The following is a 17,381-nucleotide window of genomic DNA, read 5'->3' as shown; positions in this document are numbered from 1 at the left end:
GCCTGGAGCGTGCTGAGCCAGAACCGCACCTATGAACCACGAACAGCGGCTGTGAGGGGCTAAGGGCGATCCCGCCCCTCTACTACCACTAGCCGATTAGAACCCGCCGAGGTCTGCGAGAGGAAGACGAGATGGAGAACGGTCGCGCCGTCGTATCTGTGCTCTGGTGACCCTGATGGCCGTAAAGGGCCGATCTGCTGATGAGAACAGATGCGCGCGGATATCCATGATGGCCAGGAGTTCGCCTCCGCACGGGCCGGATCCATGAGCGCAAGACCACCCTCACCATCGCGAAAAGCCTCTTGCGACGCACGGCCGGTCCATACATACGGGTCATCCTCTGCCGATCACCTGATCTCCAGGAACGTCTGATGTTCCTGGCGAGAGCAGACTCTTAGTCTACTTCCGAGAGGTGCCAAAAGCGGCCCTTTCTTACCGCCCTATGCAACGCCAAGGATTAACGGTCTCAACTTGTTACAGGAAAGGCTGCCAAGTCGCATTTCGTCGTCAAAAAGGGGCTGTCAGCCTCCGTGAGGCAAGCAAGACACCCGGGCTCTGTTCAAGCCAAGCCGTACAGGCTAGGCTGCGCCGCATGACCTGAGCGGAAGGACGATCCACCTTCTACGCTCCGAGCAGAATGGCGGGAACCATGCCTGTGTCTGCCACGTACGCGGCCCGTCGCGATCAGATGTTTCCGACCCTGCCTCCGGACGATATCGCCCGGATGCGCCGTTTCGGCGAGGCTGCGACGTTCGCGGCCGGCGAGCGCATCGTCAGGGCCGGAGAGATCGCACCAGGGCTCATCGTGGTCGTGTCCGGCAAGGTCGAGGTCAGCCAGGACGGTGGCGGCGACCGGCGCGAGACCATCGTCGTTCATGGCCCTGGCAGCTTCGCGGGCGAGTTGGCGCAGCTCTCCGAACGGCCCTCGCTCGTGACGGCCGAGGCCATCGAGCCCGTCGACGCGTTCGTCATCCCCTCGCGACGGCTGCGCGACCTGATGGTCCAGGAGGCCAACCTCGGCGAGCGCGTCATGCGGGCGCTCATCCTACGCCGCGTGGGTCTCCTGGAAAGCGGCGGCATCGGACCCATCATCATCGGGCACCAGGACAGTGGCGACCTGCTGCGGCTGCAAGGATTTCTGGCCCGGAGCGGCCACCCGCACCGCGTGCTGGATGCCGACACGGATCCCTGCGCCAGAACCCTGGTCGAGCGGTTCCATGTCGACCCCCACCACCTGCCGATCGTGCTGTGCCCGAACGGACAGCTCCTGCTCAATCCCGGCGAGCGGGAGCTCGCCCGGTGCCTTGGGCTCGTGGGGCCGATCGATGGATCGAAGCTCTATGACGTCGCCATCATCGGTGCCGGTCCAGCCGGCCTGGCGGCGGCCGTCTATGCGGCTTCAGAGGGCCTGTCCGTCATCGTGCTCGACTGCCGAGCCTTCGGTGGTCAGGCGGGTGCCTCCGCCCGAATCGAGAATTATCTCGGGTTCCCAACCGGGATCTCCGGCATGGCGCTGATGGCGCGGGCCTACAACCAGGCGCAGAAGTTTGGCGTGGAGATGGTCATCCCCAACGAGGCCGAACATCTGAGCATCGCCGCCGGTGATGGCGGCAGACAGTATCGCCTCAGGACGGGTGGTGATGAGACCGTGCACGCGCGAGCGGTGATCGTGGCCAGCGGCGCCCGCTACCGTCGCCTTGAGGTGGCCAACCTGGCGCAGTTCGAGGGATCAAGTGTTCACTACTGGGCCTCCCCGATCGAGGCGAGGCTGTGCACCGGACAGGAGGTCGCGCTGGTGGGGGCCGGCAATTCGGCTGGGCAAGCGGCCGTCTACCTGGCGAGCCAAGTGAAGACAGTGTGGCTTCTCGTGCGAGGTTCTGGGCTGGAGGCCAGTATGTCGCGCTACCTCATCGAGCGCATCGAGGCTCAGCCCAACATCAAACTTTTGCCCGAGACGACGGTCACGGCGTTGGTCGGACAGGGAGAGAACCTCGAATCCATCCGTTGGCGCAACCGCCAGGGGGAGGAAGGGGAATGCCTGATCCGCCACTTGTTCCTCTTCATCGGTGCCGATCCCAACACCGACTGGCTCGCCCACAGCGACATCGCCCTGGATGGAAAGGGTTTCATCAGGACCGGAGCCGCGGCAGGTCAGGAGCGGCACATGCTGGAGACCAGTCGCAGCGGCGTCTTCGCCATCGGCGACGTGCGCTCTGGCTCGGTCAAGCGGGTAGCGGCCGCGGTCGGGGAAGGTGCCCAGGTCGTGGCAGCTTTGCACGCCTACCTTGCAGGGCAAAGTCGGCAGCCCAGTGTGCCGCAATCGATGAGGACGACCTGATGAGTGGTCAATGCAGCCATGTCGCGAGTATCCAGGATGTCGAGCCGAGCGCCCTCGGTTGCGAGGAATGCCTGAAGAGCGGCTCACCTTGGGTGCATCTGCGCCTGTGCCGGACATGCGGCCATGTCGGCTGCTGCGACGACTCGCCCAACCGTCACGCGACAAAGCATTTCGAGGCGACCGGCCACCCCATCATCGAGGGTTATGATCCGCCCGAGGGCTGGGGATGGTGCTACATCGACGAAACCGAGGTCGACCTGCCCGATCAGACGCCGCAACGGGGTCCGATCCCGCGTTTCGTTTGAGTTCCTCCGCTCACGTGGAACTGGCACATATACGTCTGGCGACAGCGGGCGCGGCTCTCCTGAACGAACCGCAGATCAGGTTTGGTCCGGCGGCAAACCATGTGGTCAGGATCGAACCGTGGAAGATCGGTGCCAGTCCTGGCGAGGGGCACGGGATCGGCTGAAGCTGGCAATGGGCAACCTCGGCCCACCATCAGTAAGCGGAGGGAGTAAGCTTGCCACCTGGAAGCAGTGGGCTGGGTCAGGAGGCGAGGATCCATGACACATCCTCTGCTGACAAGCGTGTGGCGCAAGCCGGCTTCTCCACATTGATGGAGAACACATTGGCCGGGACAACCCGCCACCGGAGAATGTGCCATTCGGATCTTCTGCTAAAATCAAGCCGGCATGTTGCCGGTTGCCTTTCCTCTCGCATCACCATGAGGAAAAAACCACACCCGCGGGATCGGGAAGGACCGCTTAGGGTCATCCGAGGAAATTGCGGATACCTCAGGAATGTCTGTTGTCCCCTTCCCCAGCAGACCTTCGGTCTACTTCGCAGATGTGCCAGTAGCCGACGTTCTTGCAGTCTCGACTGACTGCTCTCCTCTCCAAGTTCGGGCATTCGATCCAGGTCTGTGACGCGCAATAAAAAGGAGAGCGATTGGCGTTCACTCAGGCCTGTTCGGCGTAGCTCCCCAGGTTGTCCCGCAGCATGGCCAGCATCTCGTCGCGCACGGCATCGCGGGAGCCGCGGATCCACGCGGCTGCAAGCGGCAGCCTGTTCATCGCACCTGCTGCTTCCTCGAGAGGAACGTAGCGGACGCCCGGCGTCGCCATGCGTGACGTCCACCGCGGTACGATCGCGACACCCAGTTGAGCCGCGACCAGGTTGATGAGGTTCTGTCGCAAACTCGAAGTATAGGCATTTTTCAGCACCATTTTCAGTCATGGCAGCGGCGCCAAGCCGTTGATTCTACAGCAGCTGCTCACCGTGAGTTCGCAAGTACAAGCAAGTAAAAACTGAGTTTGCGACAGAACCAGCAAAAACCGATAACAAACATTTTGACAAGAAATCGCCCCTCGACGCGTACACGAGCTGAACTCAGTCTGCGCCTGACCCGTGAAGCAATAAGCCCCGGCGCAAGCTGCGTTATAGGCAACATACGCCACGATGAATGACCGCATTCCATCCTGAAACAGACATGCGGCGTACGTCTTGGAAGTGCCAGGAGGAGACCTTCGTGGACGATCGGTGGCGCCGTCCACGAAGGAACCTTTCAGATGGATTGCACGAGCTGATCGATGCTGGCTTTGGCATCGCCGTAGAACATGCGGGTGTTGTCCTTGTAGAACAGCGGGTTCTCAATGCCGGAATACCCGGTCCCCTGCCCGCGCTTCGAGACGAACACCTGCTTGGCCTTCCACACCTCCAGCACCGGCATGCCGGCAATCGGGCTGTTCGGGTCCTCCTGCGCGGCCGGATTGACGATGTCGTTCGAGCCAATCACGATCACCACATCGGTGCTGGCAAAGTCCTCGTTGATCTCGTCCATCTCCAGCACGATGTCGTAGGGCACCTTCGCCTCGGCCAAGAGCACGTTCATGTGCCCCGGCAGGCGGCCCGCCACTGGATGGATGGCAAAGCGCACGTCCTTGCCCTTGGCCCGCAACCGACGGGTGAGTTCGGCTACCGCCTGCTGCGCCTGCGCCACGGCCATGCCGTAGCCTGGCACGATGACAACGCTGTCGGCCTCCTCTAGGGCGGTCACCACGCCATCGGCGTCGATGGCGATCTGCTCGCCGGCAATCGCCATCACCGGGCCCGTGGTGCCCCCGAAGCCGCCGAGGATCACGCTGATGAAGCTCCGGTTCATGGCCTTGCACATGATGTAGCTCAGGATCGCACCGGAGGAGCCCACCAGCGCGCCGGTGACGATCAGCAGATCGTTGCCGAGAGTGAAGCCGATGGCGGCCGCTGCCCAGCCCGAGTAGGAGTTGAGCATCGAGACCACCACCGGCATGTCAGCTCCACCGATGCCCATGATTAGGTGATAGCCGATGAAGAAGGCCAAGAGCGTCATCGCCACCAGGGCCCAGATGCCCGCCCCCTGCACGTACAGCACCAGGAGGACGAGCGAGAGGAGCGCCGCCCCGGCATTGAGCCCCTGTCCGCCCGGCAGCTTCTTCGCCTTGCCGTCGACCTTGCCGGCGAGCTTGCCAAAGGCAATCACCGAACCGGTGAACGTCACCGCCCCGATGAACACGCCGAGGAACACCTCCACCCGCAAGATGGAAACCTCCACCCTGCTCTTGTGCGCCAGCACCCCGGCAAAGCCGGTCAGGGCCTGCCGCGCGGCCTCATCCAGGGCCAGCACCCGCCCAAGCTCGAGGTCGGCGTTGAAGCCGATGAACACGGCCGCCAAGCCGACGAAGGAGTGCAGCGCTGCCACCAGTTGCGGCATCTCGGTCATTGCAACCTTTTTCGCCACATACCAGCCCAGGACAGAGCCGATCACCAGCATCGCAGCAATGACCGAATAGTTGCCGACGCCGGGGCCGAACACGGTGGCCCCCACAGCGAGCGCCATGCCGGCAATGCCGTACCAGACAGCCCGCTTGGCGCTCTCCTGGCCCGAGAGGCCGCCGAGCGACAGGATGAACAGAACGGCGGCCGCCACATAGGCGGCAGAGACAAGACCAAAGCTCATCGGACGATCCTCTAAGACTTCTGGAACATGGCCAGCATCCGGCGGGTGACCAGGAAGCCGCCGACGATGTTGATGGTGCCAATCAGGAAGGATAACGAGGCGAGTGCCACCACCAGCCAGTGGCTGGAGCCGACCTGCAGCAGGGCGCCCAGCACCACGATCCCGGAGATGGCATTGGTCACGGCCATCAGCGGCGTGTGCAGCGAGTGGCTGACGCTCCAGATCACCTGGAAGCCGACAAAGCAGGCGAGTGCAAAGACGATGAAGTGGGCCATGAAGCTGGCTGGGGCATAGGCCCCCATCAGCGCAATCAGCAGCCCGCCTAGGACAAGCAGTCCGACCTGGGTCTTGGTCTGGCTCCGGAAGGCGGCCGCCTCCTGGGCCCGCTTCTCCTCCGGGGTGAGCTCCCTCACCTTCTCCTTGGGCTTGGCAGCGGCGATCGCCTGCACCTTGGGCGGGGGTGGCGGATAGGTGATCGTACCCTGGTGCGTGACCGTGGCGCCGCGGATCACGTCATCGTCCATGTTGTGGACGATCACCCCATCCTTGTTCGGCGTCAGGTCGGTGAGCATGTGGCGGATGTTGTTGGCGTACAGCGTCGAGGCCTGGGCCGCCATGCGGCTCGGGAAGTCGGTATAGCCGATGATGGTTACGCCGTTCTCCGTCACCACCTTCTCGTCCGGCACGGTCAGGTCGCAGTTGCCGCCGCGCTCTGCCGCGAGATCGACGATCACCGAGCCCGGCTTCATCGCAGCGACCATGTCGGCCGTCCACAGCTTCGGGGCCGACCGTCCGGGGATCAGAGCCGTGGTGATGACGATGTCGATCTCCGGGGCGAGTTCGCGGAACTTGGCGAGCTGCTTCTCGCGGAACTCCGGGCTGGAAGGCGCGGCATAGCCGCCGGTGGCAGCCCCATCCTGCGCCTCATCGAAATCGAGAAAGACGAACTGCGCCCCCATGGACTCGATCTGTTCGGCAACCTCAGGCCGGACGTCGAAGGCATAGGTGATGGCACCGAGCGAGGCCGCCGTGCCGATGGCGGCCAGTCCAGCCACGCCCGCGCCGACCACCAGCACCTTGGCCGGCGGCACCTTGCCGGCAGCCGTGACCTGGCCGGTGAAGAAGCGGCCGAAGTGGTTGCCGGCCTCGATCACGGCGCGGTAGCCGGCGATGTTGGCCATGGAGGAGAGCGCGTCCATCTTCTGAGCGCGGGAGATGCGCGGCACCATGTCCATGGCGATGACGGTGGCGCCCCGCTCCCTCGCCTGCTCTAGCAGATCCTTGTTCTGGGCAGGGTAGAAGAATGAGATCAGCGTCTGGGCTGGGCGCAACAGCTCCACTTCTGTACTCTCCGGCGGCCGAACCTTCGCAACGACGTCGGCCTGCGCGAAAAGCGCGCGAGCGCTATCGACGACTGTAACGCCTGCCGCACGATAGGCTTCGTCCGAAAAGCCTGCGGCATTGCCGGCACCCGTCTCCACCAAACACTTGTAACCGAGTTTCAGCAGCCCCTGGGCGCTGTCCGGCGTCAGCGCCACACGTGCCTCGCCTGCGCCGGTTTCCCGCGGCACCCCAATCCTATTTGACATGTTCATCTATATCCCCGCGTCGCCTGCTTGAATTCTATTCCCAGCTTCGAAAAGCGGATGCTGAATAATCAGAGCAGATAGGTACCGCCGGTACACCTCGCCGTGTTCCAGCCTATCCTGGTCATTTTCTGCTTTGAGCACAGCCCTTGTGAGATCCCATCTCACTCCTGCAACCGAAGTAGCGTTTCCCGCTTTCTAAGCGCAGTTTACTCGTCTTCGCGCGAGCGTCGCTCCGGCGAAAATCGCATCGCACTCTTGGGCGATATGCGACATACACGGTGGAGGTAGGCAGCCACGGTTTGAACGCTTAAGCAGTGCTAAAGAACCGTATCAGCCATGGTTTATCTTCCCGATAAAATCTCGAACTCTCGGGTTATCGTTGTTCTGGAAGAACTGATCGGGGGAGCCGGAAAACGAGATCGCACCTGCATCCATGAATACGATACTGTCTGCGACTTTGCGGGCAAAGCCCATCTCATGCGTGACGCAGACCATGGTCATGCCTTCACGGGCCAGCTCGATCATAGTGTCGAGAACCTCGTTCACCATTTCTGGATCGAGTGCGGATGTCGGCTCATCGAAAAGCATGATCTTCGGCATCATGCACAGTGCCCGCGCAATTGCCACACGCTGTTGCTGACCGCCCGACAACTGGCCCGGGAATTTGTTTGCCTGTTCTGGAATCCTGACCTTCTCCAGGAACCGCATCGCGGTATCTCGCGCCGTAGCCTTTGAAGCCTTTTTCACAAGCATCGGAGCAAGGGTGCAGTTGTCCAGAACCGTCAAGTGCGGGAACAGGTTGAATTGCTGGAAAACCATGCCCGCATTCTCGCGGACCTTTTCCACGCCCTTCATATCGGGCCTGAGCGGGACACCGTCGACGACGATGTCCCCTTTCTGGAACTCCTCCAAGCCGTTGATACAACGGATGAGAGTCSACTTTCCGGAGCCAGATGGGCCACAGACTACAACACGGCGCCCGGCTTCGACGTCAAGCGAGACGTGTTTCAGGGCGTGGTGCGAACCATACCACTTGTTCACGTCTCTGATTGAGACGGCAAGGTTCCGTTCGTTCGTATCAGCGATCTTTACAGCGTGGCCCATCTTTATCTCCTTCAAAGGTTCTGTGAGCCGACTCAGAACGAGGGCAGGTTGGGCAGCGGCAGCTGAATATACTTCTGGTGAAGTTCAGCGAGCTTGCCGTTGGTCTTATAGGTGTAGATGAACGTGTTCACCCATTGCAGAAGATCAAAGGAGCCGCGACGGACAGCCATACCGTAGTGAGACTCACCTAGATCGAACTTGGCTTCATATTTCTCAGAACCTGCGGTCTGGTTCATCTTTGCGGGCAAAAGCCAGCCCTCAGCAATCGCATCCACCTGTCCCGACAGAAGACCCTGGACGCAGCCGGCAACGTCATCGAACTGGACGATGGTCGCATTCTTGGGCGCGACAGCGTTTAAGGGTGCTTGTGCAGCGCCGCCACGGATGACGCCAACTTTGAGGTTTGCAAGGTCGGCCGGGCCTTTGATATTGCGCGACTTTTCCGAGATGATCTGGAACTTCACGCCAGAATACGGAATGGAGAACATGACCTGCGCGGCCCGCTGCGGCGTGATCGCCAAGGTCGACAAGGTGATGTCAGCCTTGTTGGTCAGGAGCACAGGAATCCGGTTGGCGGTATTAACCGAGACGATCTCCGCGGTCACGCCTAGGGCTGACGCCATCTGCTTCGCCAGTTCGACCTCGAAGCCGTCGGGCTCCATTTTCTCGTTGATCGTGCCAAACGGCGCATAGGTGGTATCGATCGCGACGAGTAGCTTGCCGCGCTTGACGATATCGTCGGTGGACTGCGCGTGCGCGCTGCCGAACAGCGCGACCGAGGCAACCAGCCCTGCGGCTGCGAGTTTGAAAAGCTTTTCGAAATTCATGGTATTTCCTCCTTGGTTGAAGTTACGCTGCAACAGCTTGCAGTTTGGTGTTGAGGGGGGCGCCGCCGGTGCGTCCTTTGGCGGCCAAGCGGCGTTCGAGATAGCGGCTGCACAAGGAAAGCGGCCAGCAGAGAACGAAGTAGATCAGCATTACGATCGTATAGACGAGCAAAGGTCGGAGCGTGACGTTGTTGACCATCTGGCTGGCGCGAATGAGTTCCGCGAAGCCAACGATCGACGCAAGTGAGGTGCTCTTGATGACCTGCACGAGAAATCCGACGGTGGGCGCCAACGCGATGCGGAACGCTTGCGGCAGAATGATGCGGCTCATACGCTGCGAATAGCGCAACGCGAGCGCCTTGCCGGCGTCACTCTGCCCGTTCGGCACGGCATTGATGCAGCCCTGCCAGATTTCGCCCAGAAACGTGCCGGTATAGACGATYAACGCGATGCTCGCAGACGTCCATGCGCTCAACTCGAAGCCGATGATGCTCAGGCCGAAATAGAAGATGAATAGCTGCATCAGCAAAGGCGTCGCTTGAAACAAGCGCATGATGACCAGTGCTATGCGGCGAACCAGTCCGCTACCTGGCTGGACGCGAGCCAACGCAAAGAAGAAGCCGAGCACGCTTCCGCCGGCAAAAGCGATCATCGAAAGGGCGACTGTCCAGCGGGCAGCCTCGACAAGATACATGACGTGATTATAGCCGAACTGGTGCATGTCAGCGGGCCTCCCGGGGAGATTTGAACGGAAATGCGACGCGGCCGAGCAAGTCGAGCGAACCTTGCAGTCCAAGGGCCATCACTAGGTAGATCGCGGTGACTACAAAGTAGACCTCGAACGGCCGGAAAGTCGCAGCCTGGATGACTGCTGCACTGGAGCTCAGGTCGGTTGCAGAAATGGTCGAGATGACGGCGCTTCCGAGCAGAACGAGAACACATTGGGCGGCAAGGGCTGGATAAATCGTCGCAAGTGCCGGCTTCAGGATTACGCGGAAGAAGACCTGCCTGCCGTTCAATCCGAGAGCCTTACCCGCCTCGGCCTGTCCGGCAGGAATGCTCTCCACGCCGGAACGGATAATCTCGGCGGCGTAGGCAGCGAAATTGAACGACAACGCGACTACGGCCGCCACATTCGCGTCCAGCCTAACGCCCAAGGCGGGAAGGCCGAAGAAGATCAGGAATAGCTGCGCCAGTAGCGGCGTGTTGCGCACAATCTCGATATAGGCGCCCCATATCCTTTGCGTCCAGCGGCTGCCATTGGTGAGCTGGTAGGCACCGAGCGCGGCGATCACAACGCCGATTACGAGCGAGATCATGGTGATGGCGAGCGTCAGCCATGCGCCGTAAAGTAGTTCATCGCTCCGTGTCAAAACGGAGTTGAAATCAAAACTATAACTCATGCGGTGTTCCTCCCTTCCTGTTGGGCGCTACGGACTTCAGGCCCTGTCGAAGACGGGGACTTCTGTTCGCCTCTCGCCACCACATTCCATACATTCTCTCAGATGCGTCCCCGTTCCGGTGTTTCGCATCGATCGTCACGCGAGCCTTATACTGTCCGCGGGACGTAGAAATTATTATGCACGGGGCTCATCACAATCTGATTGAAGCACACACCGGACGGAGCGCCGGCGACATATCCAATGATATTGCCGACGTCTGCCGCGCGCAGCATCTTCGCTCTGGCTTCTATAGAAGGCGGGTTTGCACGGGTATCGAGAACTTCGGTACTGGCTTCCGCAGGCATGAGGCAGGTTGCGCGAATGCCGTTGGGCCCTTCCTCGATGTTGATCGTCTCACAGAGAGCCGGAAGAGCGTGCTTGGTCGCTGAATAGGAAGCGCCCGCCACGGGTTCCATACGCCAACCCGCCCAAGACGATATCACCACGACTGTCCCTGCTCCCTTGACGCGCATGCCCGGAAGCGCCGCTTGAACGCAGTGGAGGGCGCCATTGAGGTTGATATCGACGATGCGGTCCCAATCCGCGCCATTCAGTTCGGCGAGGCGCCTGCGCGGCACATTTGTTCCGGAGCTGTAGACGAGGATATCCATGGCTCCGATCTTCGCGGCAGCGGCTTCGATCTGACTTCGCTCGAGCACGTCCACCGGGATGGCTTCGGCGCTGCCGCCTGCATCGCCGATCCGCTTCACGGTCCTGTCGAGCGCGTCGACGCGTCGACCGGAAACCACCACGCGTGCCCCGAGCGACGCCAGGCTGTCGGCTGCGGCTGCGCCAAGACCACTGCCGCCGCCGAGAATCCAGGCCGTTTGTCCGGAAAGGGTTTTGTCATTGCTCATGATCTCTCCTCCTTCGGATACTTATTCGGCCCAGTCGCGAAGTTCCGGAATGGCATCGACGTTAATGCGCAAGCCGATGCCAGGCTCTGTCGGCATTTCCGGCGCACCGTTGACGACTTCCGGTTCGCCGAGGAAGAGCGGTTTCACGCGCTGGCCCTCACCCCAGAACGATGGGTTGGTCAGATGTTCGATCCAGGTGCAGTTCGGCTGCGACAGCACGCCGTGAAGCGTCGCCGCAGAGTAGACGTGCGGCGTCACCTCAATACCGGATCCAGACGCCATCTGCGCAACACGCCGGAACTCGGTCAGGCCACCGACCCTATGCACATCGGGCTGCAGGACATCGGCGGCGCGAGCCTCCAGAAGCTGCTGAAAGCCATAGCGAGAGAATTCATGTTCGCCGGTCGCGATCGGGACGAAGTTCTGCTCACGCAGCATGGCATGTCCGGAGATATCGTCCGGGATGAGCGGCTCTTCGACCCACCGCAGTGAGAACCGGCGCAACTCCCGGATCATTTCCAATGCGAAGGGCCTGTTCCAGCCCATATAGGCGTCTGTCATGAGATCGATGCTGTCGCCGACCTCCTCACGGACAGCCGCAATATAACGCAGGTTTTTTACCAGCCCCTCGCGTCCATCCGCCGGGCCATAGGGAAAGTTTGCTTTAATCGCCTGATAACCGCGCTCGACATAGTCGCGCGCCATGCGCTTGACTTCCTTCAGATCGTCGTCGGGCTGGACCTTGCTCGCGTATGCGCGGATCTGCTTCTGGTGGTGACCGCCCAACAGGCGATAAACCGGCTGACCGACCTGCTTTCCAAGAGCGTCCCAAATGGCGATATCGATGGCGCTCATCGCAAGAAGTGCGGCACCTTTTCGCCCGTAAACGATGGAAGCGCGGAACATCTGCTCCCAAACGGCTTCGGTCGCCCAGGCATCCAGTCCGGTGGCAATCCGTGCGAGATGTCCGTTGACCATCAGCGTCGCGACACCGATCCCGTCCTCGGCATAACCGAGACCCGTCGTGCCGTCCTCAAGGGTGACCCGTACGACGACGATGCCCTGTGGCCAGGTGTACCAGGACCAGCCTTCGCCACGGCGCGCGAATTCATTCATCGGGCTTGGACCACGGACACTCTTCTGCTGCTGCCAGAAATTGCCCCACATGGATTGGGCGACGTGGCGGGCTTCGACTTTGACGATCTGCATCGGGTAAAATTCCTTGTCTGCGCGGGCGTATGGCGTGGGCGTGCTCAAGCGAAATCGAGCATCACCTTGCAGCAATCGGCCGGTGCGGTTTCGAGAAGCGCGAAGGCATCATGGACATTCGTGAACGGGAAGCTGTGGCTGATGAATTGCGCTGGCTTGATCTGCCCTCGCGCCATCCAATCAATGACATTGGGGAACTGCCGATTATTAAGCCGGGAGGCGAAGATCGAAAGCTCTTTCGCATTAAGCTTCCTCTGAGAGACGTGACTCGGATCCGGCGAAAAGCCCATGAGGCCGATACGCGCGGCGGGTGCTGCGAGATCGATCGCCTCTTCGAGGATGGTTGGATGGCATGCGGCATCGATAATGAGCGTCGGCGCCAGCCCCCTCTCGGCCAGCACATCTGACAGTTTACGATCAGACGTGTTGATGGCCAGATCGGCGCCTGCGGCACGTGCCCAATCGAGCCTTGCCTCAATGCGTTCCGCAACAATGAGCGTTTCGACCTGATAGACACCCTTGAGCGCTTGAATGACGGTCATGCCGATCGGACCGGCGCCGTAAACAAGCGCCACTTCGAAAGGTTCGACCCCAGTGCGCGACAGCATGTTGGCCGCAATGGAAAAGGGCTCGACCGTCGCTGAAGCGCGATCATCAACAGTATCGGGAACAGCGTGGGCGAGATCTGCGGCAACGCAGCAATACTCGCTGAAGCCGCCGTCTCGATGCACGCCGACGACCTGAAGGTTTGCGCAGACATTGGGGCGACCAACCCGGCACTGATAGCATTCGCCGCAACTGATGACCGGTGTGACAGCAACGCGCTGGCCGATCCGGGCGGCGTCGACGCCCGGCCCGACGGCATCGATGGTGCCGGCGAACTCGTGCCCGATCACGCGGGGATAACGCACGAAGGGGTGCGTGCCGTGATAGATATGGATATCTGAGCCGCAAATGCCAGCATGGCCGACCCGCACGCGGACTTCACCCTGCTCAGGGTTGGGAACTGGTCTTTCTACCAGCTTAAGCTGGCCCGGGCCTTCAACAAGTATGCTCTTCATCTGGTCTGGTCCTGCTCCGATCCCCATCCGGCGGTCAAAAAGGCCCCGCGATCCCTCTGCGATTGTCTCGGCAACCGCAGATCAGGAGCGGTCGGCTTTTCAAGAAAATTGGATGCTCGCCCTGAGGCAGCGGTTCTCCTTCGCGCCTCTATTCGAACTGACCATAACCAAATTCAATTCGGTATGCAACCGATATATTGGTTGCTTTTTTTAGTCCATTAGCCCATGCAGATAATGCGACCTTGCAAGATCTGCGTATCGTTCTTGGGGTGTGGAAGGCGAAAGATGGCAAACACAAAAACCGCAGCCGCCTACGAGGCGATTAAGCTCAAGATTATCGAGGGGGAACTTTTGCCGCTCAGCGATGTCAGCGAGGAAACGCTACAGAAGGAGCTAGGTTTGAGCCGGACGCCGATCAGAGAGGCTTGCCAGCGGCTGAGCAAAGAGGGCTTCATCTACATCTATCCCAGCAAGGGGATGATCGTCGCGGAAGTGACCGCCGACCTGATTCGGGACATCTACGAGATGCGCCTTCTGACCGAGCCATCTATAGCAGTGCAGTCCTGCCGCCAAAATTCTAGTAAGGAATGGTTGAAGGCCCTTCGCGAAAAGCTCGCCAATCCCCCGGGCGATCTATCGGAAGAAGCGAAACGTCGTTACTTCATCGACATCGACCGAGCCTTGCACGATGGCTTACTGAAGGATTGCAAAAATCGGTTCCTGCTGAGCTCTATGGGAATTGTTCTGGATCATAACCATCGGATCCGTCTCAAGGTATCCCATCCGTATCACGGCGAAGATCGCTCGGTCATCGAACACATCGCGATCATAGATGCATATCTCGCGCGCGATGAGGCGGAGGTAGAGCGCCAAATGCGCCATCACATCGAGGAGTCGAGAAAGATCACGTTCAACAACTTCTTCTGATCAGCTAGTAAAACGGTAAATGCAGTCAACGCTGCGTCGACCATTCTCGCGCAATGTAGCCATTTTTTACGAACCTATTCTCCGGCAGATCACGGCTATACTTGAAGTTAATTCAAGTCCTTTCCGGGGGAGTGGCGCCATAACCTTAGGAGATAACCTATGCCAACACCGACCTCAATCATCCTCGATTGGGGCACGAGCTCGCTCCGCGCGATGCTGGTTTCGGGAACCGGTGAAACGCTTGATACGCGCGAGACGACGAGCGGCGGCATCCAGTTCGTCAAGGATGGTGCGTTCGAAGCCTCTCTCGTGCAGACGGTCGGCGACTGGTTTTCCGCGCTTGGCCCGCTGCCGGTACTGGCAAGCGGCATGATCACCAGCCGCAATGGTTGGGTCGAGGTGCCCTATGTCGACACGCCTGGCGGCATCTCCGAACTGGCGGGCGGCACAAAGACGCTGACCCTGTCAAACGGAGCCGTCATCACCTTCCTGCCCGGCATGCGCAATCCTTCAGCGAAGCCCTTTCCCGACGTCATGCGCGGCGAGGAAACCCAAATCGTCGGCTATGGCCTCGATACGGATCGCACTCTTGTGCTGCCCGGCACGCATAGTAAATGGGCGCAGGTGAAGGCCAGTCGCATCAAGACATTTCAGACCTACGCGACCGGAGAAGTCTTTTCGCTTCTGACTAAGCATTCTTTCATCGCTAAGGCCCAAGGCTCCGCCTCGGGTGCCGAACCAGACTGGCAGAGTTTCGATCGCGGCGCGGAATTTGCGGCGAGCCGCGATGTCGCCGCAGATGCCTTCCTCTCAGCGATCTTCAGCGCCCGCACGGGCATTCTGGATGGCAACCTGAAGCCCGAAAGCATCCTCGATTATGTGTCGGGCCTTGTCATTGGCTCGGAGTTTCGCCAGGCACGTGCCGTGGGTTGGTTCAAGCATGGCGATACCATTGGCATCGTCGGCAACGACCTGCTGAACGCCCACTATAGTCGTGTCGCGCCGCTCTTCGATCTATCCATTGAACCTGGGCCGGAGAGCGCCGCCAAACTAGGTGTCATGCTGATCGCGGCCGAAGCCGCCAAACAAGGAGTTTCGAGGTGACTTTCGAAGAGGCACTGAAGGCCTGCAACCTTGTCGCCATTCTGCGCGGCATTGAGCCAGACGAAGCGGAAGCGATAGGCGGTGTGCTGGTCGAAGCCGGCTGGCGGATCATCGAGGTCCCACTCAACTCGCCGAAGCCATTGGAAAGCATTGAAAAGCTGGTCAGACGCTTCGGCAATCAGGCTCTGATTGGCGCCGGTACAGTACTGACTACCACACAGGTTTTGGATGTCGCTGCTACCGGCGCGAAGGTCATCATCTCGCCGAACGCCAGTCTTGAAGTTATCAAGGCCGCGCGCGGCGCCGGCATGATCAGCCTGCCGGGCGTTGCAACGCCGACGGAAGCCTTCGCGGCGATCGATGCAGGTGCCACCGGTATCAAGGCTTTTCCAGCAGAAGCAATCCCACCGCATGTCATAAAGGCTTGGAAGGCGGTTCTGCCGAGCCATATCCCGGTGCTCGCCGTCGGCGGAGTCACGCCTGACAACATGGCAGCCTATACCGCCGCTGGCGCCGCAGGCTTCGGCATCGGCTCGTCGCTATTCAAGCCGGGTGACGATACCTCATCGGTCGCGAGTAAAGCTCGGTTGTTTTGTCATGTGCTGCGCCAATACGCGTTGTTGCACGAATAGGCGAGTTCGTAACCGGAACCGGGCGACATAGGAGGACCGTGCCCCTCCTGTCGGACATCTGCCATGCCCTTCAAGGCCAATGCCGCTCGCCGTCACCGCATCCCCAAGCAGCGATACCGGGTGACAAACTGGGCCAAGTACGACGCCAGTCTGCGTCAGCGAGGCAGTCTGACCGTGTGGTTCACGACGGAAGCCATTGCCGCCTGGCGGGCCGAGCCCCGCACAACCCGCGGTGGTCAGCCCCACTATTCGGCTTTGGCCATCCAGACGGCGTTGACGCTGCGGGCGGTGTTCCGGCTGGCGCTGCGTCAGACCGAGGGGCTAATCGGCTCGATCCTTCAGCTCCTGGGCCTGGATCTGGCGGTGCCGGATCACTCAACCTTGAGCCGTCGGGCCGAGACTCTGGAGGTCCCAAAGCCATGTCCGAACTCCAGAGGACCCGTCCACCTGCTGGTCGACAGCTCGGGCCTGCGTCTGTGCGGACCCGGCGAGTGGCTGACCGAGAAGCACGGCACCCGGCGGCGCCGGTCGTGGCGCAAACTGCACATTGGTGTCGATGCCGAGACCGGACAGATCCTCGCCTCCGAGCTGACGTCCAAAGATGTCGATGACGGCTCACAGGTCGAGCCCCTGCTCAACCAGATCACAGCTCCTCTCGCCTCCTTCATCGGCGACGGAGCCTATGATCAGACCTGCATCTACAACACTGTCGCCGAGCACCATCCTGAGGCTGACGTGATCATCCCGCCACGATCAACGGCGGTGCCGAGCGACATGGCAGAAGGCACTCCCTCTCAGCGCGACCAACATCTCCAAAGCATCGCGGAGCATGGACGCATGAGTTGGCAGAAGCGGTCCGGGTACACGCGTCGGGCACTGGTGGAGACCTCCATCAGCCGCTTCAAACGCGTGATCGGGGATGCGCTGCGCTCGCAGACCGACCGGCGTCGTGCGACTGAGGTCGCCCTTGCCATCAGCGCTTTGAACCACATGCTCGAGCTTGGACGACCGAAGTCCGTCCGCATTGCCTGAATGCGGACTCGAGGGCTAAAGCATCGGACGGTTAAACGGACGCAYATCCGGCAGCCCTGAGGAAGTTCCAACACTCGTGCGGCTCAAACAAATCGCAGATGTCGCCGAGGGCGCGCCAGAGCGCGTCGAACGTTCGCGCCTCGGCCTTGCGCAAGTGTGCCTTGATCTTGGCGAAGGCCTGTTCAATGGGGTTCATATCGGGCGAATAAGCCGGCAGGAACAGGAACCAGGCTCCGCGTTGCTTCAGACACTGCGCAGCCTTTT

The 17,381-nt window shown here is 60.7% G+C and carries 17 protein-coding genes; 6 read left to right on the top strand and 11 right to left on the bottom strand.

Annotated features, from left to right (window positions below):
- The first annotated feature begins 649 nt into the window (after positions 1–649).
- Both ACXJKO_RS22365 and ACXJKO_RS22360 read left to right on the top strand, forming a co-directional pair.
- Positions 650–2,338: an FAD-dependent oxidoreductase gene (locus tag ACXJKO_RS22365; protein ID WP_457093277.1), complete on the top strand. Its 1,689-nt coding sequence runs from the start codon at positions 650–652 to the stop codon at positions 2,336–2,338.
- On the top strand, positions 2,338–2,643 hold the full coding sequence (locus ACXJKO_RS22360; protein WP_457093276.1) for a UBP-type zinc finger domain-containing protein: 306 nt from the start codon (positions 2,338–2,340) through the stop codon (positions 2,641–2,643). The genes ACXJKO_RS22365 and ACXJKO_RS22360 overlap by 1 nt, the downstream gene beginning before the upstream one ends.
- Before the next feature lie 654 nt (positions 2,644–3,297).
- Here ACXJKO_RS22360 and ACXJKO_RS22355 read toward each other — a convergent pair.
- The 10 genes from ACXJKO_RS22355 to ACXJKO_RS22310 all read right to left on the bottom strand — a co-directional run bounded on the left by ACXJKO_RS22355 (position 3,298) and on the right by ACXJKO_RS22310 (position 13,422).
- Positions 3,298–3,564 (bottom strand): LysR substrate-binding domain-containing protein, encoded by a 267-nt coding sequence (locus ACXJKO_RS22355; protein ID WP_457093275.1) that lies wholly within the window; start codon positions 3,562–3,564, stop codon positions 3,298–3,300.
- A 338-nt stretch (positions 3,565–3,902) separates the two neighbouring features.
- Positions 3,903–5,333 (bottom strand): NAD(P)(+) transhydrogenase (Re/Si-specific) subunit beta, encoded by a 1,431-nt coding sequence (locus ACXJKO_RS22350; RefSeq protein WP_457093274.1) that lies wholly within the window; start codon positions 5,331–5,333, stop codon positions 3,903–3,905.
- Positions 5,334–5,344: 11 nt separating this feature from the next.
- On the bottom strand, positions 5,345–6,922 hold the full coding sequence (locus ACXJKO_RS22345; protein WP_457093273.1) for a Re/Si-specific NAD(P)(+) transhydrogenase subunit alpha: 1,578 nt from the start codon (positions 6,920–6,922) through the stop codon (positions 5,345–5,347).
- A gap of 330 nt (positions 6,923–7,252) precedes the next feature.
- Positions 7,253–8,026: an amino acid ABC transporter ATP-binding protein gene (locus ACXJKO_RS22340; RefSeq protein ID WP_457093272.1), complete on the bottom strand. Its 774-nt coding sequence runs from the start codon at positions 8,024–8,026 to the stop codon at positions 7,253–7,255.
- Positions 8,027–8,058: 32 nt separating this feature from the next.
- Positions 8,059–8,853 carry a transporter substrate-binding domain-containing protein gene (locus tag ACXJKO_RS22335; RefSeq protein WP_457093271.1) on the bottom strand — a complete coding sequence of 265 codons (795 nt, stop codon included), beginning with the start codon at positions 8,851–8,853 and terminating at the stop codon, positions 8,059–8,061.
- Between the two features lie 22 nt (positions 8,854–8,875).
- Positions 8,876–9,574, bottom strand: a complete 699-nt coding sequence (locus ACXJKO_RS22330; protein ID WP_457093270.1) for an amino acid ABC transporter permease — start codon at positions 9,572–9,574, stop codon at positions 8,876–8,878.
- 1 nt (position 9,575) lies between these two features.
- A complete protein-coding gene (locus ACXJKO_RS22325) occupies positions 9,576–10,256 on the bottom strand; it encodes an amino acid ABC transporter permease (protein WP_457093269.1) in 681 nt (226 codons plus the stop codon).
- Between the two features lie 146 nt (positions 10,257–10,402).
- Positions 10,403–11,152 carry an SDR family oxidoreductase gene (locus ACXJKO_RS22320; RefSeq protein WP_457093268.1) on the bottom strand — a complete coding sequence of 250 codons (750 nt, stop codon included), beginning with the start codon at positions 11,150–11,152 and terminating at the stop codon, positions 10,403–10,405.
- A 21-nt stretch (positions 11,153–11,173) separates the two neighbouring features.
- Positions 11,174–12,361: an enolase C-terminal domain-like protein gene (locus ACXJKO_RS22315; protein WP_457093267.1), complete on the bottom strand. Its 1,188-nt coding sequence runs from the start codon at positions 12,359–12,361 to the stop codon at positions 11,174–11,176.
- 44 nt (positions 12,362–12,405) lie between these two features.
- Complete coding sequence (locus tag ACXJKO_RS22310) at positions 12,406–13,422, bottom strand: Zn-dependent oxidoreductase (protein ID WP_457093266.1); 1,017 nt, start codon at positions 13,420–13,422, stop codon at positions 12,406–12,408.
- Positions 13,423–13,707: 285 nt separating this feature from the next.
- On the opposite strand from ACXJKO_RS22310, the gene ACXJKO_RS22305 reads away from it, so the two are divergent.
- The 4 genes from ACXJKO_RS22305 to ACXJKO_RS22290 all read left to right on the top strand — a co-directional run bounded on the left by ACXJKO_RS22305 (position 13,708) and on the right by ACXJKO_RS22290 (position 17,117).
- The gene (locus tag ACXJKO_RS22305; protein ID WP_457093265.1) at positions 13,708–14,349 is read left to right on the top strand and encodes a GntR family transcriptional regulator; all 642 of its coding nucleotides are present in this window, start codon (positions 13,708–13,710) and stop codon (positions 14,347–14,349) included.
- A gap of 159 nt (positions 14,350–14,508) precedes the next feature.
- The gene (locus ACXJKO_RS22300; protein WP_457093264.1) at positions 14,509–15,453 is read left to right on the top strand and encodes a 2-dehydro-3-deoxygalactonokinase; all 945 of its coding nucleotides are present in this window, start codon (positions 14,509–14,511) and stop codon (positions 15,451–15,453) included.
- The gene (locus tag ACXJKO_RS22295; protein ID WP_457093263.1) at positions 15,450–16,085 is read left to right on the top strand and encodes a 2-dehydro-3-deoxy-6-phosphogalactonate aldolase; all 636 of its coding nucleotides are present in this window, start codon (positions 15,450–15,452) and stop codon (positions 16,083–16,085) included. The genes ACXJKO_RS22300 and ACXJKO_RS22295 overlap by 4 nt, the downstream gene beginning before the upstream one ends.
- Before the next feature lie 63 nt (positions 16,086–16,148).
- On the top strand, positions 16,149–17,117 hold the full coding sequence (locus ACXJKO_RS22290) for an IS5 family transposase (RefSeq protein WP_457093262.1): 969 nt from the start codon (positions 16,149–16,151) through the stop codon (positions 17,115–17,117).
- Positions 17,118–17,148: 31 nt separating this feature from the next.
- Here ACXJKO_RS22290 and ACXJKO_RS22285 read toward each other — a convergent pair.
- Positions 17,149–17,381 (bottom strand): transposase (locus ACXJKO_RS22285; protein WP_457093261.1); only part of this gene is annotated, 233 nt, incomplete at its 5' end.

This window comes from Microvirga sp. P5_D2 (assembly GCF_054049475.1).
Note: the sequence above shows the minus strand (reverse complement) of the source record. Positions and strands in the feature narration are given on the sequence as shown.